This is a genomic window from Brevibacterium sp. UCMA 11752 (assembly GCF_021532235.1).
GTDB classification, from domain to species: domain Bacteria; phylum Actinomycetota; class Actinomycetes; order Actinomycetales; family Brevibacteriaceae; genus Brevibacterium; species Brevibacterium antiquum.
Window position 1 is genome coordinate 661,207 of the sequence record NZ_JACBOS010000003.1, and the last position, 22,927, is coordinate 684,133.

The 22,927-nt window shown below is 65.9% G+C and carries 20 protein-coding genes; 11 read left to right on the forward strand and 9 right to left on the reverse strand.

The annotated features are described in order from the left end of the window. Positions 1 to 26: 26 nt before the first annotated feature. The 3 genes from paaI to HU144_RS03005 all read left to right on the forward strand — a co-directional run bounded on the left by paaI (position 27) and on the right by HU144_RS03005 (position 2,686). On the forward strand, positions 27 to 479 hold the full coding sequence (paaI, locus tag HU144_RS02995; protein WP_235350073.1) for a hydroxyphenylacetyl-CoA thioesterase PaaI: 453 nt from the start codon (positions 27 to 29) through the stop codon (positions 477 to 479). Positions 480 to 619: 140 nt separating this feature from the next. After that, positions 620 to 1,915 (forward strand): AMP-binding protein, encoded by a 1,296-nt coding sequence (locus tag HU144_RS03000; RefSeq protein WP_235350074.1) that lies wholly within the window; start codon positions 620 to 622, stop codon positions 1,913 to 1,915. A gap of 69 nt (positions 1,916 to 1,984) precedes the next feature. Continuing rightward, positions 1,985 to 2,686, forward strand: coding sequence for a TetR/AcrR family transcriptional regulator (locus HU144_RS03005; protein WP_235350075.1), 702 nt, complete (start codon positions 1,985 to 1,987; stop codon positions 2,684 to 2,686). Between the two features lie 17 nt (positions 2,687 to 2,703). Here HU144_RS03005 and HU144_RS03010 read toward each other — a convergent pair whose 3' ends face one another. The 3 genes from HU144_RS03010 to HU144_RS03020 form a co-directional block, all read right to left on the reverse strand. Further along, complete coding sequence (locus tag HU144_RS03010; RefSeq protein WP_235350076.1) at positions 2,704 to 3,546, reverse strand: SMP-30/gluconolactonase/LRE family protein; 843 nt, start codon at positions 3,544 to 3,546, stop codon at positions 2,704 to 2,706. Further along, entirely contained in the window at positions 3,543 to 4,961 is a 1,419-nt protein-coding gene (locus HU144_RS19350; RefSeq protein WP_235350077.1) for a glucose-6-phosphate dehydrogenase, read from the reverse strand. The genes HU144_RS03010 and HU144_RS19350 overlap by 4 nt, the downstream gene beginning before the upstream one ends. A gap of 145 nt (positions 4,962 to 5,106) precedes the next feature. Continuing rightward, the gene (locus HU144_RS03020) at positions 5,107 to 5,736 is read right to left on the reverse strand and encodes a TetR/AcrR family transcriptional regulator (protein ID WP_235350078.1); all 630 of its coding nucleotides are present in this window, start codon (positions 5,734 to 5,736) and stop codon (positions 5,107 to 5,109) included. Positions 5,737 to 5,803: 67 nt separating this feature from the next. Here HU144_RS03020 and HU144_RS03025 point away from each other — a divergent pair, with 67 nt between their 5' ends. Genes HU144_RS03025 through HU144_RS03035 form a run of 3 tightly spaced genes read left to right on the forward strand, consistent with a single transcriptional unit; the run spans position 5,804 to position 9,935 of the window. Then, entirely contained in the window at positions 5,804 to 7,369 is a 1,566-nt protein-coding gene (locus HU144_RS03025) for a glycerol-3-phosphate dehydrogenase/oxidase (protein WP_235350079.1), read from the forward strand. Between the two features lie 5 nt (positions 7,370 to 7,374). Beyond that, positions 7,375 to 9,027 carry an FAD-binding oxidoreductase gene (locus HU144_RS03030; RefSeq protein WP_235350080.1) on the forward strand — a complete coding sequence of 551 codons (1,653 nt, stop codon included), beginning with the start codon at positions 7,375 to 7,377 and terminating at the stop codon, positions 9,025 to 9,027. Continuing rightward, the gene (locus HU144_RS03035; protein WP_235350081.1) at positions 9,024 to 9,935 is read left to right on the forward strand and encodes a diacylglycerol/lipid kinase family protein; all 912 of its coding nucleotides are present in this window, start codon (positions 9,024 to 9,026) and stop codon (positions 9,933 to 9,935) included. The genes HU144_RS03030 and HU144_RS03035 overlap by 4 nt, the downstream gene beginning before the upstream one ends. 115 nt (positions 9,936 to 10,050) lie before the next feature. On the opposite strand, the gene paaZ is transcribed toward HU144_RS03035, so the two are convergent. Then, the gene (paaZ, locus tag HU144_RS03040) at positions 10,051 to 12,087 is read right to left on the reverse strand and encodes a phenylacetic acid degradation bifunctional protein PaaZ (protein ID WP_235350082.1); all 2,037 of its coding nucleotides are present in this window, start codon (positions 12,085 to 12,087) and stop codon (positions 10,051 to 10,053) included. 291 nt (positions 12,088 to 12,378) lie between these two features. Between paaZ and HU144_RS03045 the strand changes: the two genes are divergently transcribed. Continuing rightward, entirely contained in the window at positions 12,379 to 13,731 is a 1,353-nt protein-coding gene (locus HU144_RS03045; protein ID WP_235350083.1) for an MFS transporter, read from the forward strand. A gap of 138 nt (positions 13,732 to 13,869) precedes the next feature. Continuing rightward, on the forward strand, positions 13,870 to 14,880 hold the full coding sequence (locus HU144_RS03050) for a threonine/serine dehydratase (protein ID WP_235350084.1): 1,011 nt from the start codon (positions 13,870 to 13,872) through the stop codon (positions 14,878 to 14,880). A gap of 12 nt (positions 14,881 to 14,892) precedes the next feature. Here the strand turns inward: HU144_RS03050 and HU144_RS03055 are convergent, their stop codons facing one another. The 3 genes from HU144_RS03055 to HU144_RS03065 all read right to left on the reverse strand — a co-directional run bounded on the left by HU144_RS03055 (position 14,893) and on the right by HU144_RS03065 (position 16,833). Further along, positions 14,893 to 15,072 carry a hypothetical protein gene (locus HU144_RS03055; protein ID WP_235350085.1) on the reverse strand — a complete coding sequence of 60 codons (180 nt, stop codon included), beginning with the start codon at positions 15,070 to 15,072 and terminating at the stop codon, positions 14,893 to 14,895. Between the two features lie 70 nt (positions 15,073 to 15,142). Next, a complete protein-coding gene (locus tag HU144_RS03060) occupies positions 15,143 to 15,973 on the reverse strand; it encodes an ABC transporter ATP-binding protein (RefSeq protein WP_235350086.1) in 831 nt (276 codons plus the stop codon). 278 nt (positions 15,974 to 16,251) lie between these two features. Continuing rightward, positions 16,252 to 16,833: a dihydrofolate reductase family protein gene (locus HU144_RS03065; protein WP_235350087.1), complete on the reverse strand. Its 582-nt coding sequence runs from the start codon at positions 16,831 to 16,833 to the stop codon at positions 16,252 to 16,254. A gap of 239 nt (positions 16,834 to 17,072) precedes the next feature. Here HU144_RS03065 and HU144_RS03070 point away from each other — a divergent pair, with 239 nt between their 5' ends. Continuing rightward, a complete protein-coding gene (locus tag HU144_RS03070; RefSeq protein WP_235350088.1) occupies positions 17,073 to 17,963 on the forward strand; it encodes an IclR family transcriptional regulator in 891 nt (296 codons plus the stop codon). Positions 17,964 to 18,280: 317 nt separating this feature from the next. Here HU144_RS03070 and HU144_RS03075 read toward each other — a convergent pair whose 3' ends face one another. Beyond that, positions 18,281 to 19,195, reverse strand: a complete 915-nt coding sequence (locus HU144_RS03075) for a LysR family transcriptional regulator (RefSeq protein WP_235350089.1) — start codon at positions 19,193 to 19,195, stop codon at positions 18,281 to 18,283. 74 nt (positions 19,196 to 19,269) lie between these two features. On the opposite strand from HU144_RS03075, the gene HU144_RS03080 reads away from it, so the two are divergent. Then, a complete protein-coding gene (locus tag HU144_RS03080; protein WP_235350090.1) occupies positions 19,270 to 20,865 on the forward strand; it encodes an aminotransferase class I/II-fold pyridoxal phosphate-dependent enzyme in 1,596 nt (531 codons plus the stop codon). Between the two features lie 44 nt (positions 20,866 to 20,909). Then, positions 20,910 to 21,899, forward strand: a complete 990-nt coding sequence (locus HU144_RS03085; protein ID WP_235350091.1) for an Ldh family oxidoreductase — start codon at positions 20,910 to 20,912, stop codon at positions 21,897 to 21,899. A 172-nt stretch (positions 21,900 to 22,071) separates the two neighbouring features. Here HU144_RS03085 and purU read toward each other — a convergent pair whose 3' ends face one another. Continuing rightward, positions 22,072 to 22,926, reverse strand: coding sequence for a formyltetrahydrofolate deformylase (gene purU, locus HU144_RS03090; protein ID WP_235352646.1), 855 nt, complete (start codon positions 22,924 to 22,926; stop codon positions 22,072 to 22,074). Position 22,927 lies beyond the last annotated feature (1 nt).

Consider the following 22,927-nt stretch of genomic DNA (forward strand, 5'->3'; position numbering starts at 1 on the left):
AAGTACGACTCGATGAGGAGCGCAATATGGAAGAGTCAGGCCAGCAGACAACGGAGAACACGAACGCTGAGCCGGAAACCGGCGCCGCTGCGATGTTCGCCAATGACCGCGCCTCCCAGCACCTGGGCATCACAGTCGACGACCACGGCCCCGGCTGGGCGCAGTGCTCGATGACGATCACCGAGATCATGGCCAACGGGCACCTGATCACCCACGGCGGCTACCTGTTCCTCTTCGCCGACACCACCTTCGCGATGGCCTGCAACTATCCCGGCTCGATCACCGTCGCCTCGGGCGGTGACATCGACTTCCTCAAGCCCACCTACGTCGGCGACGAACTCGTCGCCCGCGGCAAAGAGATCGTCAAACAGGGCCGCTCAGGCATCTACGACATCGAAGTCACTCGCGGAGACGAGATCGTCGCGACCTACCGCGGCCGCTCCCGCACCCTGCCAGCGCGAAAGCCCGCAGCCACCTAATACGGCGGCCGTCCGATACAGCCCAACCGCGGCCCAACCGCGGCCCCTGTAAGGCGCGCTATAAGGCCCCCTATAAGGCGCGCTCCACCTCGGCGCCCCACGAATTGCTCAGCACAACAAGATTCACCAAGGAGACAACGATGACTGCCAATGATCTCGACGCCGGACAGCGCATGAGCCTCGACGAGCTGCGCTCCGATCAGCTCGCCAACCTCAAGTCGAGCGTCGCGAAGGTCTACGAGAAGGTGCCGTTCTATAAGAAGGCCTTCGACGACCTCGGCGTGACCCCGGCAGACATCACCAGCCTCGACGACATTGCGAAGCTGCCGTTCACGAACAAGCAGGACCTGCGCGACAACTACCCATTCGGCATGTTCGCCGTTCCACGCGAAGACGTCGCTCGCATCCACGCGTCCTCGGGCACGACCGGGCTGCCGACCGTCGTGGGATACACGCTGGGTGACCTCGACAAGTGGGGCAGCCTCATCGCCCGCTCGATCCTCGGCGCAGGCGGCAGACGGGGCCAGATGATGCACAACGCCTACGGCTACGGACTGTTCACCGGCGGACTGGGCGTCCACGGTGCCGAGCGCCACGGCTTCACCGTCATCCCGATCTCCGGCGGTCAGACGCAGCGGCAGGTGCAGCTGATCCAGGACTTCCAGCCCGACATCATCACGGCCACGCCCACCTATCTGCTCACGATCCTCGACGAGTTCCACAAGCAGGGCATCGACCCCACGACCACAAGCCTGCAGACCGCGATCTGCGGTGCCGAACCGTGGACCGATGAGATGCGCAGGGAGATCGAGAAGTCCTTCAACATCAACGCCGTCGACATCTACGGCCTCTCCGAGGTCATGGGCCCCGGCGTCGCCTGCGAATCCGCGGTGACCAAGGACGGCCCGACGATCTGGGAGGACCACTTCTATCCGGAGATCGTCGACCCCTACACCGGCGAGGCCCTGCCCGACGGCGAGGAGGGCGAACTGGTCTTCACCTCCCTGACGAAGGAGGCGCTGCCGATCATCCGCTACCGCACACATGATCTGGCGAGCCTGCTGCCGGGCACCGCGAACCCGAATTTCCGCCGCATCTCGCGCATCACCGGCCGCTCCGATGACCTCATCATCATCCGCGGCGTCAACGTCTACCCGGCCAATGTCGAGTCCGTGCTCTTCGAGTTCGAACACTTAAGCCCCCACTTCCAGCTGGTGCTCACCCGTCCCGGCCGCATGGACGAGGTCACCGTCGAGGTCGAGTCCCGCGAAGGCGTCGGAGCCATCGAGCTCGACGGACTCAACGGTCTGGTTGCCGCGCGGATCAAAGAGCGCCTGGGCGTCTCATCGACCGTGTCGGTGCTCCAGCCCGGCGATCTGCCCCGCTCGGTCGGCAAGCTCAAGCGCATCATCGACCGCCGCGAGGGTCTCAGGTGATCACTCTCGTCAAGTGGGCTGCGCTGCCGAACACGGCAGCCGCAGTGCGGGCTGGTTAGACTGGTGCGCATGCCGAAAACGACTTCACCTGTGCCGACACCTGACCTCGAGTCCGGGGTCGACCCGGCCGTGGACGCACAGACTGAACCCGCCGACGCCGAGGCGGGCGCACCGGACCAGCCCAAGCGCACCCGTCGTGGACGCCCCGGTTACGACCGAGAGACGCTGATCAACAAAGCCACAGAGGTCTTCGTCACGCGGGGATACGACGGCACATCCATGGACACGGTGGCGCGTGAGCTCGGCATCACGAAGTCTGCGATCTACCACCATGTGAAGTCGAAGGAAGAGCTGCTGCACCTGGCGATCAACCGCGGCATTCGCGCCCTCGACTCCGCGGTCGAGGCCGAAAGTCAGCGGCCTGGGCTGGGCGCCCTTGAGCGCCTGCGGGCGGCAGTGCATGCCAGCGTGGTCATCCTCATCGAGTACCACCACTCCGTGACCCTGCTGCTGCGGGTGCGCGGGAACTCGGCCGTCGAGATCGAGGCCCTCGAACAACGCCGCAAGATCGACGATAAGATCCGCGTCCTCGTCGCCGCGGCGATCGAGGAGGGCGGGCTGCGCTCGGACTTCACACCCGGCCTGGTCACGCGCCTGCTCTTCGGCATGGTCAACTCCATCACCGAGTGGTACCGGCCCGGCTACCCCGCCGCCCCAGAGAAGATCGCCGACGCGGTCACCTCGATGGCGTTCAACGGTCTCGAGGTCTGACGGTCGGGCGCACCTAGCTAACCCGCGAACTCGCGCAGGGGCAGTCCGGTCACGCCCACCTCGGCGACGAACAGCGCACCTGCCAACGGATCCGCCGCGGTGTCCACATTCTCCTGCGACGTGGTGATGAAGAGCCGATCGAGGTTCTCCCCACCGAGGGTGCAGGCGGTGACTCTGCCGGCTGGAACCTCGATGACTCCATCCAGGGTGCCGTCGGGCCGGTAGCGATGAACCATGCCCTGGTTGATCACGGCCGTCCACACGCAGCCTTCGCTGTCGACTGTGAGCCCATCGGGACGACCGCCGTCAGGGAGTTCAGCGAGGACCCGACGACTGCGCAGTCCCTCATCGGGATCGAAGTCGAAGACGGCAACCTGCCCTGTGGGTGTGTCGTTGTAGTAGACGAGTGAACCGTCGGGGCTCCATTCGAGACCGTTGGAAACTGTCACGCCCTCGAGCATGATATCGACCCTGCCCGCGGGACTGAGACGATAGAGCGATGCCGCACCGGGGCTTTGGTCATAGGCCATCGATCCGCACCAGAAGTTTCCCTGCGGATCGCAGCCGCCCTCATTCATGCGGATGCCCGGCGAGGCCCAGACCTCAGGCAGGGCAGTGACCTGACCATCGGGACCTTCGAGGGCGAACCCGCGCTCGATTCCGATGACCGCGCCACCTCCTCGGCGAGGACGGACCGCCGCGGCGACCTCGGCGACGTGCCTGCGTTCGACTCGGTCGTCACGCAGCGTCAGGATGTCGCCGGAGAGCATGTCGGCCCAGCGCAAGCCGCCCCAGGACGGCGACCACGCGGGCCCCTCACCGTGGTAGACGATCGGATCGGTGACCTGTTCTGCCCTCATGGCTGCGCCCCTGTCGGCGGTTCCGATTCCGGGCCGGGGCTGCCTGCGGGATAGTCCTCCATCGGCGCAGACCCTGCCTCCCATGCTTCGAGGACCGGGGTGAGGATCTGCCAGGCCAGCTGCGATTCCTCCGGCCCTGCCGCAAGATCCGACTCTCCTTCGAGGGCGCTCTTGAGCACGTGCCCATACGGTGAGAACTCCGGCCTCGGCTGCTCACCGATCAGGCTCATCGGGGTCAGCCTGTCTCTGGAGCTGCTCGAATTGAGAGCGAGTTCGACGTCGAACGGCCCGTCGAGGCCGATCCACAGGCGCGCTCCCTGCTGGGCGGCGCCGACCGGGCGGAAGAGGATCTCGATGCCCTTGCGTGTGTGGGCGAGCGCCTTTGCCGTGCGCAGACGGAACCGGGTGCCTGCCCAGCGGGGAGAGTCGATGTGCAGGACAACCTCGGCGAAGGTCTCGGTATCGCGGTTCCCATCGACACCGTCTTCCTCGATGTAGTCGGGCACCGTCTTCCCCGCGGCCTCCGGCTCATCGGCGAGCGTGCCCGCTGTGTAGCGGGCCCGACGGGTGGAGGTCGGAACGTCAGCGGCAGACAGCGGTCGAACGGCGGACAGGAGTTCGGCTTTTCGGGCTCGCAGCTCTGCCGCACTCGGCCATCCTGATTCGATCCCCTCGGGCCGCTCCATGGCGCTCATCGTCAGCACCTGCATCAGGTGGTTCTGCAGGACATCCTTGAGCGCCCCCGTGCTGTCGTAGAACCGGGCTCGCCCCTCGAGCGCGATGGCTTCGTCCCACAGCACCCGGAACTCCTCGATGTGTTCGCTGTTCCAGACAGCTTCGGGCAGCGGGTTGGCGAATCGCAGCGCCAGCATCGCCTGCACTGGGGCCATACCGAGCGCATGGTCGACGTTGAAGACGATCGCGGCGGCCTCATCACCGAAGAGCTCGCCGAGGAGGTCGTCCAGTTCGTTCGCACCGCTGAGATCTTCACCGAAGGGCTTCTCCATCGCAATCCGGCTGCCTGACGGAAGGTCGGCGGCGGCCAGGGCGCGCAGCGCATCGGGCATGAGGCCGGTGGGCAGGGCGAGGTAGACGGTGACCGGCGCATCCTGTCCGCGGCCGGTCTCTGCCAGAAGTTCGGCCATATCGGCAGTGTCGGTGACATCCGCGGGCCTGTACTGCGTTCGGTCGAGGATCCACCGGCGGGCGCTCTCCGGACTGTCTGCGCCGTGCTCGTTCAGCTTCCCCTCGGCATGGTCACGGAAGTCGTCCTCGCTCATGTCCCGAGTGCCCGAAGCCACAAGTGAGAAGCCCTGCGGAAGCGCATCGACGGCGGCGAGTTCCGCCAGTGCCGGGAGCAGGAACCGTCCCGCAAGGTCACCAGTGGCTCCGAAGATGATGAGGGTGGTGTTCACTGTGCACTCCTGTCGACGGGCTTCAGCTCTTCGGCGCGGGCCAAGTCCGACACCGAGTCACATGGCCCACGCTACCGCGTCAGCGCCAGGCCGGCTGGTGGCGCTGAAAGGCGTTGACGAAGGGCCCCGCGGCTCGACAACCTATTCAGCCCAGCGCTGCCAGGCCGGCAGCGAGGACCCAGCCCAAGGTCGCATCCATCTGATCAAGCAGCTCATCGCGTGGGGGCTGATAGTCGCTGATGACCCAGTCGACGACCATCTGCACACCGGCTCCCACGAGCACGTCACCGAGGACTTTCTGCTGGCCGGCGGTGAGCTGGGGGCCGGCTACCGTCGCGGACAGGCGACTCGCGAGTTCGTCACCGATCGCTCGTCCCTGCCAGCGATACAGTTCGTCGACGCGCGCACTGACTCCCAGGACCTCGAAGAGGTGGACTCGCGCCTGCACCGGGTTGGCCTGGGCCCAGGTGAGAAAACCCGCCATGAATCCGCGCAGCACCATTGCGGCATCCTCGTCGTCGCCGGCGAGGACCGAGGCGCGCAGGTCGGCGACCACGCGCTCATAGACTTCGCAGAGGAGGTCCTCCAGCGTGGCGAACGACTCGTAGAAATAGCGTTTGTTGAGACCTGCTTCCGCACAGACTGCACCGACCGTCGCAGACCGATAGCCCTGGGTGCCGAAGAGCGAGATTCCAGCCGTGACGAGCTGCTCGCGACGCGCACTCTCACGCTCTTCGCGGCTGGCACCGGCATACGGACGTCCCTGATCACTCACACTGTGATCTTGACAACATCGGACCGCAAATGCAAACTGGTACGCACTCGTACCAGAAAGGTCGCTGATGAAACCCAGCTCTTCAGGACACCCCGCGCTCAACGCCGCACGACGCACCCAAGACCTCGCCGAGACAGTCGCCGCAGACGAACCCGTCGACCTCGCCGTCATCGGCGGTGGGTTCACCGGTGTCGGCGTCGCCCTCGACGCGGCGGCCCGTGGACTCAGCGTCGTCCTCATCGAACGCAAGGACCTCGCCTCGGGCACCAGCAGTTGGAGCTCGAAGCTTGCCCACGGGGGTCTGCGCTACTTGACCAAACTCGACTTCCCGATCGCGTGGGAGTCAGCCGTCGAACGCGGCCACCTGATGAGTCGGATTGCGCCCCACCTCATCCGCCCGATGCAGATGATCTTCCCGCTGCACAACGGCGTCAGCCGCTTCGACGCGGCTCTGACAGGCACCGGCTTCCTTGCGGGAGACGTCCTGCGGATGTTCGCGAAGACACCCAGATCGCTGCTTCCCCACCCCAGCCGGATATCCACCGCCGACGTCAATCAGCTGGCGCCCGCCACCGCCAAGTCCGGCCTGCGCGGCGGGCTGCTCAGCTGGGACGGACAGCTCGTCGACGATGCCCGTCTCGTCGTCGCCATCGCCCGCACCGCGGCGTCCCACGGGGCGCGCATCCTCACCTACGCCTCCGCTGCAAGTGTCGAACCGGGACAGGTTCACTTCACCGATGAGCTCACCGGCGAGGGCCATACGATCCGGGCGAAGCAGGTCGTCAATGCCGCCGGCGTCTGGGCCGACACCCTGTCAGACGATGTCGAGCTCGCCCCGAGCAAGGGTTCGCACCTGTTGGTCAGGGCCGAGAGCATCGGCAGCCCGTCCGCAGCTGTCACAGCGCCCGTGCCCGGCCACTTCGGTCGGTTCGTCTTCGCGGTGCCGTGGCCCGACGGACTCGTCATGATCGGCCTCACCGATGACCCGCACTCCGGGCCGATCCCGGAACGGGCCCGCCCGGACGAGGACGAGCGCACTTTTCTGCTCAAGATCATCAACGCCGTGTTGGAGAAGCCCCTCACGCCGGACGACATCGTGGGCACCTACGCCGGCTTCCGGCCGCTGCTCAAGAGCAAGGGCGACTCCAGCGCAGACCTCTCACGCAAGCACGCACTGCTGCGCGACCCACACAACGACGTCCTCACGATCGTCGGCGGCAAGCTCACGGGATACCGTCGCATGGCCGAAGACGCCGTCGACGAGGTGGTCAAGGCGGGCGGGTTGACGGCTGAGCCGTGCCGCACCACGACCCTCAGCCTCGTCGGTGCCGGAACCCCGGAACCCGGACTCTCGGAGCACCTGGTTCGGCGCTACGGCACCGACGCGGCCACGGTCGCGGCATATGGTGCCAACGATCCCGAACTGAATGAACCCGTGAGGGCGGGAATTCCTTTGAGCGGTGCGGAGATACGGTTCGCCGTCGAGCACGAACTCGCCGTCACCGTTGACGACGTGGTCGATCGCCGCACCCGCTGGGGCCTCGTCGACGCCGACCGTGAGGACCTGGCCGCTGCCGTGCGCAGGCACGCTCCGGAACTGATCGAGAACCCATACACACAGGAAGAAGGCTGACTCACATGGACAACACACAACCGCGGATGCGCTGGTGGGGCTGGGGCGAGGACGGCAACGACGGTCCGGTCAAACCCGGTGCCAAGAAGATGCTGACGAAGACATGCGGCTGGCCCAAGGGCGTCAACCGTCCGCCGGTCGACCTCGATGCCGTCTCTCTGCCCGAGGCCGTCCTTCCGGAGAGCTCGCGCGCCCGCTTCGAGCAGCTGCTGGGTGCCGAATTCGTCCGCGGTGACCACGCCACACGTGTCTCCCACGCCGCCGGCCGCAGTGTCCCCGACCTGATCCGACTGCGCAGCGGAGAGGTGCCCTTCGCGCCCGACGTCGTCCTCTACCCGAGTTCGGATGCCGAGGTCGATGAACTGCTGGCCATCTGCCAGCAAGATCGCATCGCGGTCGTTCCCTTCGGCGGAGGAACCAGCGTCGTCGCCGGCCTCGATGCCTTCCGCCGCGACTTCAGCAGCTGTGTGTGCATCAGCCTGGCCCGCTTCGATGAGATCCTCGACCTCGACGAGGAGTCACTCACGGTGACCGCTCAGGCCGGCGTCTTCGGCCCGGACCTGGAGAAGAAGCTGCAGGCGGAGGGCTTCACCCTCGGACACTTCCCGCAGTCGTTCGAGTTCAGCACCGTCGGCGGCTGGGTGGCCACACGGTCGGCCGGACAGCAGTCGACCGGATACGGACGAATCGACGAGAACGTCTTCGGTCTGCGCTGCTCCACTCCCAGCGGTCCGGTCGAGCTGCGAACGTCTCCAGCCTCGGCGGCCGGACCCAACCCGCGCCAGATGTTCGTCGGCTCCGAAGGCACACTGGGCATCATCACGCAGGCCACGCTGCGCATCAAACGTCTGCCGGAGACGACACTGCCCGACGCCTGGTTCTTCCCCGACTTCCACTCGGGCTCGGCCGCCCTGCGCGAGCTGGAGCAGGACGGTCTGCGGCCAGACATCGCACGACTCTCCGACGTCAATGAGACCGCCTTCGGTCTGGCTCAGCTCGGCAGCGACACTCAGCGCAGGGGCCTCCTGACCTATCTGCGGGCACGGAAAATCACGACCCCGTGCATGCTGGTGCTGCGCTACGACGGGCATAAGGCCGACGCCAGGGCGCGGCGGGCCGCCGGACGCACGATCGCCAGGAAGCACAAGGGCGTGAGCATCGGCGGCTCCCCGGAGACCATGTGGGAGAAGCACCGCTTCTCGACACCGTATCTGCGTGACCAGCTGCTGACCGAGGGCGTCGTGGTCGAGACCATGGAGACTTCCGCACCCTGGAGCACCATCGAGGAGCTCCACGACACGATCAAGTCCGACATCGAGGAGGCGATGGCCGATCGCGGGACCCCTGCGTTCGTCCTCTGCCACGTGTCGCATCTCTACACCGCCGGCTGCTCGCTCTACTACACGGTCTTCGCCCAGCAGCAGGAGGGACAGGAGATGGAGCAGTGGAAGGCGCTGAAGACTGCGGCCAGCAACGCCATGATCGCAGGCGGCGGAACGATCACTCATCACCATTCGGCCGGTGCGGACCATGCCCCCTGGCTCCCGAAGGAGCACGGCGAGCTGTGGATGCGGATGCTGCGCGCGGCAAAGGGCGAGGTCGACCCGGTCGGAATCATGAACCCCGGGAAGCTCATGAATGGGCCGAGGTCACTGTGAGCAGCGCGTCACTGACACCCGTCCCGGTCATCCTCAACCCGGCGGCACGCAATGGTGCCGTCGCGAAGCGGATCGGCCCGCTGCGGAGCGCCTTCGCGGCCAACGGCCTGGAGGCCGTGCTGGTCGAGAGCACCAGCGAGCAGAATGCGACCGACCTCGCCGCCGAGTTCGCAGCCCGGAACGAGCCCATCGTCGTCTCCCTCGGCGGCGACGGGATGGTGCGCTCGGTCGCGGCCGGTCTGGTGGGGTCGACAACCTCTTTGGGCATCATCGCCGGCGGTCGCGGCAACGACTTCATCGGCAAGGTCGGCATTCCGAAGGACATCGCTGAGGCCGCTGCGATCATCGCCGACGGTCACGACCGCTCGATCGACGTCCTCGACCTCGATGGGCAGATCTGCGTCGGCAATGTCAGCCTCGGTCTGGACACCGCCGTCCACAACTACGCCAACGAGGTCCGGCGCATCAAGGGCCACTGGGTGTATCTCTACGGGGTGGCGCGGGCGATCATGCAGCCCAGGCGGATCGAGCTGGAGCTCACCGTCGATGGTGAACGCCTCGACTTCCGTGGTCTGTCAGCCGGCTTCGCCAATTCCGGTCGCTACGGAGGCGGCCTGAAGCTCTCACCCGAGGCCGAGCTCGACGACGGTCTCATCGATGTGGTCCTGCTCAAGGACACGTTTCTGCCGAAGCTCGGGGCGGAGCTGGTGTCATTCACCCTGGGACGCCACAACAGCCACCCGAACATTCACTTCAGTCATGCCCGCGAGATCCACATCGCCACGCCCGAGGGCGCAGAGCCGGTCGAGATCCACGCCGATGGTGATGCGGTGGCGCACACCCCGGCGCGGGTCACGATTCGCCCGGAGTCGCTGAAGGTCCGCGTCTTGGCAGACAACGCGAAATAGCCGATCACCCCTGCCGACGGCGTGAGGGTCGCGCCCGACCGTGGAGCTTGCGTCCGGCCGGGGAGCTTGCGGCCGAACGCGCAACCCGGGGCCGACCGCGCGGCCTGGGCGGGCTCTACTCCTTCGCGACCAGGGTCAGCACGTCGTACTTCGCGACCGGCTCGTCGTTCTGGTTGACGACCTCGGCGTCCCAGCAGACCTCGCCGTACTCATCGGTCTCACGCGGGGTGATGCGCTTGGCGGTCAATGTGACCTTCAGCGAATCCCCTGGTGAAACCGGTGTGATGAACGTGAGCCCCTCGAGGCCGTAGTTCGCGAGGACCGGGCCGGGGTCCGGCTGCACGAAGAGGCCCGCGGCGAAGGACACGATGAGGTAGCCGTGGGCGACACGGCCCGGGAAGAACGGGTTCGCGGCCGCAGCTTCCTCGTCGGTGTGGGCGTAGAAGGTGTCGCCGGTGAACTCTGCGAAATGCGAGATGTCATCGAGGGTGACGATTCGCCGCTCTGATTCGAGGGCATCGCCGACGCGCAGGTCGGCCAGGGTCTTCGTGAACGGGTGCACTCCGGTGCGGCGCTGCGCTCCGGCGACCCATTCGCCGCCGATGGCGGTGAGCATGTCCGGGGAGGCCTGAATCGCGGTGCGCTGCATGAAATGCTCGACGCCGCGCAGCCCGCCCATCTCCTCGCCGCCGCCGGCACGTCCGGGGCCGCCGTGGATGAGGTTGGGCAGGGGTGAGCCGTGCCCGGTCGACTCCTCGGCGTCGTCGCGGTCGAGGACGAGGATGCGTCCATGCCAGGGCGCGACCTGGCGGACGAATTCGGTGGCGAACTGCCGGTCGTGGGTGACGACCGAGCCGACCAGGGAACCACGCCCGCGAGCGGCGAGCTTGACCGCCTCGGCGGTGGAGGAATAGGTCATCAGCGAGGTCACGGGACCGAAGGCCTCCACATCGTGGACGGCGTCGACCCAGGGGTCGTCGGCCTGGAGCACGGTGGCCGCGACAAAGGCCCCGCCGAGATTCTGCGCCAGTTCGTCAGAGGCCTCGCGACCGCCGGTGAGGACATGCGCCCCCGCTGAGGTGATCTCATCGATGGCATCGAGAACGTCGGTCCGCTGCTTGTCAGACACGACCGGCCCCAGCCGGGTGGACTTCTCACGTGGGTCGCCGACGCCCTGAGTCTCCAGTTTCGCGACGAGTGCCTCGGCGACGGCCTCTTTGTGCTGCTCGGGGACGAAGGCGCGACGGATCGCCGTGCACTTCTGGCCGGCCTTGATCGTCATCTCGGCGACGACGCCGGAGATGAAGAGGTCGAACTCCTCGGTACCCGGTCCGGCATCGGGGCCGAGCAGGGAGAAGTTCAGGGAATCCGCCTCGGCGAAGAAGCGCGTTCCGCGATCGCGCACGCAGTCCAGGCCGCCGAGGTGCTTGGCCGTAGTCGCGGAACCGGTGAAGGCGATCGCATCCTGTTCGGCCAGATGGTCGAAGAGCGGGGTGACATCACCGGCGATGAGCTGGATGGAACCGGCCGGCAGCAGATCGGATTCGATCATGTCGGCCACGACTGCACGGGTCAGATGGGCGGTGTCGGTGGCGGGTTTGACGACGACGGGGACACCGGCGACGAACATGGGACCGAACTTCTCGAGCATGCCCCAAACGGGGAAGTTGAAGGCGTTGATCTGGACTGCCAGGCCCTGCCGGGAGGTCAGGATGTGTCGGCCGAGGAAGGTGCCGTTCTTCGACAGGCGCTCGATTCCTCCGTCGAGGTGGACGGTGGAGTTGGGCATCTGACGGCGGGCGACACCGGAGTAGGTGAAGAGAGTGCCGATGCCGCCTTCGATGTCGACGAATCCGTCGCGCTTCGTGGTGCCGGTGGAGAAGGAGATCTCGTGGTAGTCCTTCGCGCGTTCCATGAGGTAGGCGCCGAGCTTCTTCAGAATCACACCACGCTGATGGAAGGTCAGCTTCTGCAGTTCGGAGACCCCCGTGCTCCGGGCGTAGTCGTCGACGGCGGCGAAGTCGATGCCTGCCGAGGAGACGTGGTGGAGGAGCTGGCCGTTCGTGGCATCGTGGACGGCTCGGGTGCCGTCAGTGCTCCCGCTGGGTGTGTGCCAGTCGCCTGCAGCATACGAACTGAGAATTTCGGTCATGTCGCCTCTCCCTGTACAACGATGTCTCCCGGTGCGCGGCGGCCGACTTCGGCACCGCTGCCGATTCCTGACTGCAATACTAACCACTTGGTCGGTTATTGTCATTGCGCACGATGACCCCGCCGGCAGGTCGACCCTCGCTCACGTGACAGCAATCACCATCTGCACTATGCTCGAAAGCAATTACTGACCATTCAGTCACTCGCGCGGAAGCGTCGGCGATCACTCAGAGTCGAGGACCGCCGCATCCGCAGCGCATCACCCGGCACAACTCCCGAGGAAAGTTCTCTCATGACTACAGCTTCGCCTGCTGCGGCGGCACCCTCTTCGATCACTCGCGAGGAACGCAGGGTCCTGGCCGGGACCCTCGTCGGCACCACCATCGAGTGGTACGACTTCTTCATCTACGCACAGGCCGCGGGCCTCATCCTCTCGGTCCAGTACTTCGGTCCCCTGGCGTCTGACAATCCGGCGCTCGGGCAGATCATGGCCTGGGCCTCTCTCGGGATCTCCTTCCTGTTCAGGCCACTGGGCGCGATCATCGCCGGCCACCTCGGCGACCGCATCGGACGCAAGAAGATGCTCGTCCTCACGCTCATCCTCATGGGCCTGGCCACCTCGCTCATCGGACTCCTGCCGAACTATGCGGCCATCGGAGTCGGCGCACCGATCCTGCTGACACTGCTGCGGATCCTGCAGGGATTCTCCGCAGGCGGAGAATGGGGCGGCGCCGCGCTGCTCTCGGTTGAACACGCGCCGGTGAACAAGCGCGGACTCTTCGGTGCCTACCCGCAGATCGGCGTGCCTGTCGGGATGATTCTTGCCACCGGCGTGATCTGGATCCTGACGACCACCCTCACCCCCGAACAGTTCGCAAGCTTCGGCTGGAGGATTCCCTTCCTGTTCTCCGTCGTCCTCGTCATCGTCGGCTACTACATTCGCCGCCAGGTCGAGGAGTCCCCGGTCTTCGCCGAGCTCGCCGAGCGCCGCGCCGAGTCCTCGGCTCCGCTGTCGACCCTGTTCAAGAAGAACACAAAGGAAGTCGTCCTCTCCGCGCTCATCTTCATCGGCAACAACGCCGTAGGCTACATGATCATCGCGTTCTTCGCCGCCTACGCCTCCAGGCCACTGGACCAGGGCGGCACCGTCGGCCTCGACCGGGCGCCCGTGCTTCTGGCCACCACCCTGGCCAGCTTCGGCTGGCTGGTCTTCACCATGTGGGGCGGGGCGCTGTCGGACAAGCTGGGCCGCGTGCGCACCTTCCAGATCGGCTACGTCCTCCTCATCCTGTGGCTGGTCCCGACGTTCATCATGATCGATCAGGCCAACATCTGGATGTACGGCATCGGCATCTTCGTCCTCACCGTGGGCATGGGCCTGTCCTACGGTCCGATGTCGGCGATGTACGCGGAGATGTTCCCACCGCAGGTCCGCTACTCGGGCGTGTCCATCGGCTACGCTCTGGGCGCGATCCTCGGCGGCGCCTTTGCTCCGACGATCGCGGAGACCCTGCTGGCACGCACCGGCTCTTCATTGTCGATTGCGGCCTACATGATCGTCGTCTGCATCATCTCGCTGGTCGCCGTCAGCCTGGTCAAGGAGCCCAAGGGCGCACCACTGGGCATCGTCAAGCACACGAACTGAACGCGCATGCCCGTAGGGTGGAGTCGGAACCGATCACTTTTGGTGCAGCAGGCCAGTCTGCAGACTGGCTCGTTGCATCAAAGGTGATCAACCTGTCCATTCTCAACAACTGAGAGTGCACAATTCGAGGAGGCACCGATGACGCAGTTGTCCTATCCCGATATCGAAGCAGCCGCCGCCAGGATCTCCGGACGGGTGCGACCGGTCACTGTGGCCTCCGCCCAGCCTGGGAATGCGCCTGCGGCTCCGACTCCCACGGCCGCGACGTGGAGTGCCCCGCCGAGCAGCGACCCGACTGGTTCGGGTGTGCACTTCGCTTTGGAGTTCATGCAGTACACGGGCACGTTCAAGGCTCGCGGGGCGCAGAACTTCATCCAGGCCCATCTGGCCGAGGGTACGTTCCCTGAGGCTGGAGTCACGATCGCCTCGGGCGGCAATGCGGGTCTGGCCTGCGCCTGGGCTGCTCGGGACGCCGGGGTTCCGGCTACCGTGTTCCTGCCAGCCGATGCTCCCGCGGTCAAGGTCGAGCGCCTGCGCAGCTATGGTGCCGAGGTGCGTCTGATCGGTTCCGAATTCGCCGAGGCGGCCCTGGCCTGCGAGGAATTCGTCGAGTCATCCGGCGCCTTGGCCTCACATGCCTATGACCATCCGCTCATCGCCGCCGGTGCCGGCACGATGATGACGGAGATCCTCTCGCAGATCCCCGACCTCGACACCATCGTCGTCTCTGTCGGAGGAGGGGGCCTGTTCGCGGGTGTGGCCACGGCCGCCACGTTCCACGGGGTGCGCACCGTCGCTGTGGAGCCGAAGAACTGTCGGGCGCTGAATGCGGCTTTGGAAGCGGGGAATCCTGTCGACGTCCCGGTCGATTCGGTGGCCGCAGATTCACTGGGCGCCAGGCGGACCACTCCCCTTGCTGTCGCGGCGGCGCAGAACGACCTGGTCACCTCGGTGCTGGTCGATGACGAGCAGATCATCTCCGCACGCCGGCATCTGTGGGCCGAACACCGCCTGGCAGTCGAGCATGCGGCGGCAACGGCGCTGGCGGGAATCCACGGTTCCGAGGACTCCGGAAGCTATGTTCCGGCACCCGATGAGAAGGTCTGCGTCGTCCTCTGCGGTGCGAACACCAGCCTCGGCGACCTCTGAAGCGCCTGCGCGCTACTTGTCCTTGGACCGGAGGGACTGTTTGATCAGGGCGAAGATGGCGGCTGCGACGACGACTGCGATGATCGCCTTCACGAGGAACCACGCGATTGAGAACGCGACGTTGACGACCCACCACGCGATGATGATCGCGATGATCGCGCCGACGATGCTCCATACGGTACTCATCTTCATGTCTCAAGATTAGGCGGCGCGGTGTGAGCGCGCAATGACGCGGATAGCGACACCGCGTCAGGGCTGAGGCTCAGACCGCCGCGGCTCGTTGCCGGATCGCCCGAGCCGACCAGCGTCCGTCGGCGAAGCCGACGTCGATCGGGTGCTCGAAGGCCGCGCTGACCTGGTCGGTGCTGAGTACCTCGGCGATCTCACCTGCAGCGGTGAGCCGCCCGTGGGAGATCAGCATCGCGTGGGATGTGGACTCCGGGATCTCCTCGAGATGGTGGGTCACCAGCAGCGTCGTGAGCTCCGGCGAGGTCACGGACAGCGAATCGATGGTCTCCAGCAGCTGTTCGCGGGCGGCCACGTCGAGGCCGGTGGTCGGTTCGTCGAAGAGGAGGAGCTGCGGCTCGGCGATGAGAGCTCGAGCCACCAATGCGCGTCCCCGTTCCCCCTGTGACAAAATCTTCCAACCTGCGTCCGCACGGGCGCTCAGCCCCACCTCGGCGATGAGGTCATCGGCCCTCGAGATCTCGTTTGGGCTGGGTTCCCAGCGCAGGGGACGTTCGATCGTGCCGGTCAGGCCGGTGAGGACGACCTCGCGCACGGACAGGTTCGAGCGCAGAGGGTGGCGCGGATTGACGTGCCCGATGTGGCGGCGCAGAGCCTGGAGCTCGACCCGCCCCATACGGTCACCGAGGATGTCCACGGTTCCGGAGGTCGGGAAGACCTGCGCCGAGGCGAAGCTGAGAATCGTCGACTTCCCCGCTCCGTTGGGGCCGATGAGGACCCAATGCTCACCGCGCGCGATGCGCAGATCGATGCCGTGGAGGATCTTCGTCTCCCCACGTCGGAACGTCACTTCGCTGAGTTCAAGGACCGTCGTGCCCACCTTGTCCACACTCACTTTCCTCGTCATGATCGTGTCGCTGCAGCAGGAAGCACCTGCGCCAGTCGGGGCCGGCTCCCGGTTGGGGCCGATCCGATTCTAGGTCGATCGCTCGCCGAGGTGGGCGTTCCCGGGCACGACGATGTTCCACATCATGGATAGCTCGGTTGCAGCGGTCCACCGCGGGCCCGAGTCCAACGCCCACGATGCGTCATCGTCGGAGCCCAGGACGCGTCATCGTCAGGGCCAATGGTGCGCCGCCGCCGGCGCCCACTGTGTTTCATCGTCGGTGCCCATGGTGCGCGTGGTCAGTGCAACGTCGGCCGGTAGACGAGCTCCTCGACACCGCCTCCCAGCGACGTGCGGTCGAGTAGCTCGAGATCAAAATCCTGCGATCCGGCGAAGATCGGCTGGGTCCCGGTGCGTCCGGTGATCACCGGATAGATCGTCACCTGCAGCCGGTCGACGAGGCCGGCGCCCATCAGCGCACGGTTCGTCGACAGACTTCCGTGCGAACGAATCGGCACATCAGACTCCTCTTTCATCTGTGCCACCACCTCGATTGCGTCACCGTCTGCCACAGTGGCCTGCGGCCAGTCGAGCGGCTCGCTCAGCGAAGTTGAGATGACGGTTGTCGGCAGATTGCGCATTGCACTGACCCAGGGATCGAGAACATCAGGGAAGTCCTCGGCGTTTTCGAGCATGGCGGCGAACTCGCGGAAGGTCCTCGCACCGAGGACGAGCCGATTGGGTCCGCTGTAGAGCTCGAGCCTGTGGTCGAGGAGTTCAGGCCCCTGCTTGCCCCAGTAGCCTCCCCAGTCGCCGTCGGGACCGACCGAGGCGAACCCGTCAAGGCTCGAGAACACGTCGAAGGTGTATGTGGCACTCATGATTGCTCCTCCCAGAGCGGATGCGGTGCCATCAGTGTGCGCCCTCCCCGGACCGTTGACCAGTCCTCCCTGACTGTTGACTGGGCCAGGGCTGTCGACCAAGCCACGGCTGTTGCCGGGCACCCAGCGCGGCCCTCCGCTCTAATGAGTATCCGTCAACCGGCACTGATCGAGCATCCGTCGACAGGCACCGATACGGCGGGTACCGCGTGCGCGCGCAAGCCGACCATAATGGAAGCATGCACAACGGCGCCGACCCCTATGACGAACACCGCACGAAGATGCGCGGGAAGATCCTGCGACGGTCCGCGTCATTCAACGTCGCTCATGCCGTCGACGATCTGGAACCCGGCACCGGCGCCCAGAGCATCCAACGCGCTCTTTCGCTGCTCAACCTCGTCGGGCTCATCGCCGGCGAGCGCAGCAGCGGGGCCAGCCTGTCCGACGTCGCCTCGATCAGCGGCCGCCCCAAGGCCAGTGTCCACCGGATGCTCCAGGCGCTCATCGCCATGGGGTACGTCGAACGCTTCGAGGAGGGTGGCTACCGCCTCGGCGTGCAGTCGCAGATCCTCGGCCAGCTGGCTCAGAAATCTGTCGATCCGATGGTCACAGAGTCGGAGTCGAGCCTGCTGCGCCTGGCCGAGCTCAGTCAGGACACGGCTTTTCTGACCCTGCGCACCGGTAGCTATTCGATCTGCGCCCGCCGCGAGGAGGGCTTCGGCGAGATTCTGAACAACGCCCTGTCCGTGGGCGATCGCCACCCGCTGGGCATCGGCGCGGGCAGTCTCGCGATTCTCTCCGAGCTCTCCCCAGCCGAGGTGGACGCCCAATTCGAGGCCAATGCGCAGATCTACGCCGAACGGTATCCCAAGGTCTCTGTCGCACAATTGCGCGACATCATCGACCGGGCCCGAGTCGACGGCTTCGTGCACAATCCCGGCCTCTTCGCCCAGGGGTCGTGGGCGGTGGGCGTGCCGTTGCGGATCCGCGGCAGCCGCCCCCGCGCGGCCCTGTCGATCGCGAGCATCGCCGACCGCGTCACCGGCCCCCGCGTCGAACACCTCGTCGCGCTGCTCCGTCGCGAGGCCAAGGCCATCGCCGAGGCGCTGGGCACGCAGGCCGATCCCTGATCACCCCGCAGGCACCAACAGTTGCCCTCGCACCGACACCACCACTCATCCCGCCGAGGCGGCCTCCAGTCGCGTGGCCACCGCACTCAGGATCTCGCCCAGCCAACCCACGGCCGCAGGAATCGGGCCCGAACGGGTCACTCGACACCAATTGTGCACTCGAGCTGACGCCCCCGACATCGCGCGGTCACCTTAGCGTCGAGGGGCTAGGATACACAGTGACCCGTCGACGCTAAGGTGTCCGCGCGATGAAGACCGCGAGCTGAAAATTGCCATTTGCCCCGCGCGGCTCACCGCCCTCGCACCGACACCACCACTCACCCCGCCGAGGCGGCCTCCAGTCGCGTGGCCACCGCACTCAGGATCTCGCCCAGCCAGCCCACAGCTGCAGGATTCGGGCCCGAACGGGTCACGAACGAGACCCGACGCTGACCCAGATCCTGTTTGGCTGGCCGCAGCACCACGTCGAAGTCGGTATCCACGGCCACCTCGGTGGTCAATGCGCATCCGAGCCCTTCGGCCACGAGCCCGTGGATCATGTAGAGGTCGTCGCTGCGCATGAGTTCACGCAGCTCGTATCCCAGTCCCCGGGAGATCCGCCGCAGCACCCGCACCGAGGCTTCCGATTCGTTTCGGCTGAGGACCCAGTCGACGTCGCTCATCGTCGCGAAGTCGAGGACCTCGTGGCCCGCCAACTCCCCGCTGCTGGCGACCATGACCCGGTAAGGCTCGTCGAGGAGGGTGCGCAGCCGCAGCTCGGGGCCCGCGAATTCAGGCAGTTCGGGGATGTCGTAGATGAGGCCGGCGTGGACCTCACCGCTGTGGAGCATCCGCACGACCTCGCTGGGTTCGGCTTCGACGACCTCGACGCGCACGGACGTCCGCTGCTGGAGCTCTGCGATTGCGGCTGGCAGCAGTCGTGAGCCGATCGAGGAGAACGACCCGACGCGCAGGGACACCACTCCGGCATCGCGCTGGGCGGTGACGAGCTGCTCGGCCCGATCGATGCGTGCCAGCACCGGTTCGATCTCCTCGGCAAAGGACTCGCCCAAGGGCGTGAGTCGAGTTCCGTTCCGCGCCCGGTCGACGAGCTTGACCCGCAGATGGGATTCGAGGGTACGCAGGTGATGGGTCACGGTCGGGACTCCGTGTTCGAGCACCTCGGCGGCACGGTTGAGACTTCCCTCGTCCCTGATGGCGAGGAGCACTCGGAACTGCTGCAGATTCATCATGACATAGACGCTATGCCACTGTGAACGATTTCTTGCTATATCCTAGACAGCTTTCGACGCCTAGCGTGGGACTCATGCTCGCCGAAACTCATCTGCACCCAGACACCGCGACGACCTCTGCGACCGCGAACGACGCAATGTCAGCCGCCCACGAAACACCAGCCTCGCGCCCCACCGCGGCCACCTTCATCAACCCGCGCCAGCACACCGCACCGTATGCCGAAGCACTGCGCTCCTTGGCCGCCGAGGACTGGCAGCGCCTGCATGTGCCCGCCCACCAGGGCAGCCGCGACCATGCACCGGGACTGGCCGAGGTCGTCGGCGAGGCCGGCATGGGCATCGACTTCCCCATGCTCTTCAGCGGTGTCGACCAGGACAACTGGCGCATGATCAACCACGATCGCGTGACTCCGATCATGGCCGCCCAGCAGCTCGCCGCCGAAGCCTGGGGCGCAGCCCGCACCTGGTTCATCACCAATGGCGCCTCCGGAGGCAATCACATCGCAACGACCGTCGTGCGCGGCTTGGGGCGCGAATTCGTCCTCCAGCGCAGCGTCCACTCTTCGGTCATCGATGGCGTCACCCACGCTGAACTGCGCCCGCACTTCATCCACGGTCGCGTCGATCCTGGCCTCGGTTCCTCCCACGGCGTGACTCCGGCCCAGGTCGAGTACGCCCTGACCGAGCATCCGGAGTCCGCCGCCGTCTACCTCGTCTCCCCCAGCTACTTCGGTGCCGTGGCCGATATCGCCGCCATCGCCGAGGTGGCCCACGCTCACGATGTTCCCCTCATCGTCGATGAAGCCTGGGGCTCTCACTTCGGCATGCACCCGAAACTGCCCGTCAACGCGGTCCGCCACGGTGCCGATCTCGTCATCTCCAGCACCCACAAGGGCGCCGGATCTTTGGCGCAGTCAGCGATGGTCCACCTCGGCCACGGACGGCAGGCACAGCGCATCGAGACCCTGGTCGATCGGGTCGTGAAGTCCTACCAGTCGACCTCGTCCAGTGCCATCCTCCTGTCCTCTCTCGACGAGGCACGCCGTCATCTCGTCACCCACCCGGAGGCGATCGACGAAGCGCTGGCCACCGCCGAGGAGATCCGAACTCGAGTTCAGAACGACTCGAGGTTCCGCGATGCGACCCCTGACATCCTCGGCGGCCATGATGCGATCGCCAACGATCCGTTCAAGGTCGTCATCGACACCCGCGGTGCCGGGATCACCGGCGCCGATGCCCAGTACCAGCTCATCCGCGACCACCGGATCTACTGCGAGCTGGCGACCCCCTCGGCGCTGCTGCTGCTCATCGGTGCGACATCTCCCGTCAACGTCGAACGGTTCTGGACCGCGTTGCAGGAACTGCCGCGCTCTGAGTCCGAGCCGGAGCGTCCCATCGTTCTGCCCGGCAGCTGCGAGAAGCGACTGGAGATCAGCGATGCCTACTTCGCGGCGCCGCAGACCGTTCCCTTCGCTGAGGCTGTCGGCATGGTCTCGGCCGATGCTCTGGCCGCGTACCCGCCCGGTGTGCCCAATGTTCTGCCTGGTGAGGTGCTCAGCGACGAGGTCGTCGACTTCCTTCGTGCCACTGCCGCTGCTCCCTCCGGGTATGTCCGCGGAGCCCAGGATTCGAGGATGGACACCTTCAACGTCGTGGCCGAGACGAGCTGAGACCTGCTGAAACCGGCTATTCCTCCTGCTGTAGCGTGAGGAGCATGCCCGTTGCCGACGTATCCCCGACTGTGTCCCTGCCCGCAGAAGAGCTGGAGCGCTTGTGCTTCGCTGCGATTCTCGCCGCGGGAGGCTCGGATCGACTGGCAACATCTCTGGCAGCTGCCACGGTGGCGGCGGATCGGCGCGGCAAACTCCAGGTCGGTACGGCACACCTCTTCGACTATCTCGACGGTCTCGAGTCTGGTCGGATCAACGGTGCCGCCACTCCGAAGCCGGTCAACAGACTCCCGGCGACCCACCTCGTCGACGCCGATGGGGGCATCACCCAGCTCGCCTTCGACGAGGTGTTCGATCGCTTCGCGGAGTCGGCGGCGAACCTCGGCATCTCGATCCTCAACGTCATGAATGCGTTTCCCGCCGGCGAGCTCGGCTATTACACGATGCGCTTGGCCGATCGTGGTCTCATCGCCCTGGCCGGGGCGAATTCGCCGGCGCTCATGTCGCTCTTCGGCAGTCTCGACACGGTCGCCGGGACGAACCCGTTCTCCTTCGCGCTCCCCCACTCGCAGAGTCCGCGCATGTTCGATCAGGCCAGCAGCGCCACGGCCTGGGTGAATGTCCGCGAGGCTGCCGAACGTGGGGAGTCGATCCCCGAGGGTTGGGCGCAGGCACCAGATGGGACTGCGACAACCGATCCTGAGCAGGGACTCGCCGGCTCGCTGCTTCCCTTCGGCGGGGTCAAGGGCAGCAATCTCGCCCTGATGATCGAACTTCTCGCAGCCCACGGAGGCGCGAACTTCTCGGTGGACGCCCCACCCATCGATGAGGGAACGACGACTCCCGGAACCGGACTCTTCGTCATCGCGATCAGCGCTGATGCCTTCGACCCGGACTACACGCTTCGGGTCGAAGAGCATCTGGCGAGACTCGATCGCGACTTCGGCATCGACTTCGGGCGCAAGCGCGATGACGCGGTCATCGACCTGCCCCAGAACATCCACGCTGCTCTCGTCGAACGCGGACGTCGCTGAATCACTGAGGACAGTCAAGCACCCAGGGGATCACATAACGTCGAGAGCACACCTTAGCCTCGAGAGCACACTCCCTGGAGTCTGCTCTCGAAGCTGAGGTCGCCTCGCGATGAAATGCAGCGGTGCTGCGACCCGGCACTGCGCCCCGGCGCCGCGACCCGGCCCCACAAACTCACCGCAGGACGACGGTGCGCTTCCCGGAGAGGAACACGCGGCCGTCGCAGTGCCACTTCACAGCATTGGACAGAGCCTTGCACTCGGCGTCACGGCCAGCGGCGACGAGGTCTTTGGGCCCGAAGGAGTGGTCGACGTCGACGACCTGCTGGGCGATGATCGGGCCCTCGTCGAGTTCGCTGTCGACGAAGTGCGCGGTCGCCCCGACGGTCTTGACTCCCCGCTCCCATGCCTGGTGGTAGGGCTTGGCGCCCTTGAACGAGGGCAGGAAGGAGTGGTGGATGTTGATGGCCTTGCCCGTCAGCTCACGCGCCAAGTCATCGGAGAGGACCTGCATGTAGCGGGCGAGGACGACGAGGTCGATCTCGAAGCGGTCGACGAGTTCGAGCAGCTTCGCCTCTGCCTCCGGCTTCGTCTCCTTGGTCACCGGGATGCGGAAGAACGGGATATGGTGCCATTCGACGAGTTCACGGTGATCGGGGTGATTGGACACCACGGCCGCGATCTCGATGGGCAGCTCACCGATCTGGGACCGGAACAGCAGGTCATTGAGGCAGTGCTCGAACTTCGAGACCATGATGAGGACCCGACGCTTCTCCCCTTGTGGCCACAGCTTCCACGTCGCCTCGAACTCGGAGCCGATGCTTTCGAAGTCCGTGCGCAGAGCATCGATCGAGGCACTCGACTCGTCCTGGAGACTGAAGTCGATCCTGAGGAACAGGCGCTCGGCGAACTGGTCGTCGAACTGCTTGAGCTCCTTGATGTCACCGCCGTGAGTGAGGAGCGCTCCGGTGACGGAATGAAGAATTCCCGGCCGTTCGTCGCATTCCAGGGTGAAGACGTAATCCTGCATA

Excerpts from the sequence above, each read along its gene's own strand:
- HU144_RS03070 (WP_235350088.1), top strand. The coding sequence starts at position 17,073 with ATGCACAACGGCGCCGACCCCTATGACGAACACCGCACGAAGATGCGC.
- HU144_RS03010 (WP_235350076.1), bottom strand. The coding sequence starts at position 3,546 with ATGAGGGCAGAACAGGTCACCGATCCGATCGTCTACCACGGTGAGGGG.
- HU144_RS03000 (WP_235350074.1), top strand. The coding sequence starts at position 620 with ATGACTGCCAATGATCTCGACGCCGGACAGCGCATGAGCCTCGACGAG.
- HU144_RS03025 (WP_235350079.1), top strand. The coding sequence starts at position 5,804 with ATGAAACCCAGCTCTTCAGGACACCCCGCGCTCAACGCCGCACGACGC.
- HU144_RS03065 (WP_235350087.1), bottom strand. The coding sequence starts at position 16,833 with ATGAGTGCCACATACACCTTCGACGTGTTCTCGAGCCTTGACGGGTTC.
- HU144_RS03005 (WP_235350075.1), top strand. The coding sequence starts at position 1,985 with ATGCCGAAAACGACTTCACCTGTGCCGACACCTGACCTCGAGTCCGGG.
- paaZ (WP_235350082.1), bottom strand. The coding sequence starts at position 12,087 with ATGACCGAAATTCTCAGTTCGTATGCTGCAGGCGACTGGCACACACCC.
- HU144_RS03075 (WP_235350089.1), bottom strand. The coding sequence starts at position 19,195 with ATGATGAATCTGCAGCAGTTCCGAGTGCTCCTCGCCATCAGGGACGAG.
- HU144_RS03055 (WP_235350085.1), bottom strand. The coding sequence starts at position 15,072 with ATGAAGATGAGTACCGTATGGAGCATCGTCGGCGCGATCATCGCGATC.
- purU (WP_235352646.1), bottom strand. The coding sequence starts at position 22,926 with ATGCAGGATTACGTCTTCACCCTGGAATGCGACGAACGGCCGGGAATT.
- HU144_RS03085 (WP_235350091.1), top strand. The coding sequence starts at position 20,910 with ATGCCCGTTGCCGACGTATCCCCGACTGTGTCCCTGCCCGCAGAAGAG.
- HU144_RS03030 (WP_235350080.1), top strand. The coding sequence starts at position 7,375 with ATGGACAACACACAACCGCGGATGCGCTGGTGGGGCTGGGGCGAGGAC.
- HU144_RS03060 (WP_235350086.1), bottom strand. The coding sequence starts at position 15,973 with ATGACGAGGAAAGTGAGTGTGGACAAGGTGGGCACGACGGTCCTTGAA.
- paaI (WP_235350073.1), top strand. The coding sequence starts at position 27 with ATGGAAGAGTCAGGCCAGCAGACAACGGAGAACACGAACGCTGAGCCG.
- HU144_RS03045 (WP_235350083.1), top strand. The coding sequence starts at position 12,379 with ATGACTACAGCTTCGCCTGCTGCGGCGGCACCCTCTTCGATCACTCGC.
- HU144_RS03080 (WP_235350090.1), top strand. The coding sequence starts at position 19,270 with ATGCTCGCCGAAACTCATCTGCACCCAGACACCGCGACGACCTCTGCG.
- HU144_RS03050 (WP_235350084.1), top strand. The coding sequence starts at position 13,870 with ATGACGCAGTTGTCCTATCCCGATATCGAAGCAGCCGCCGCCAGGATC.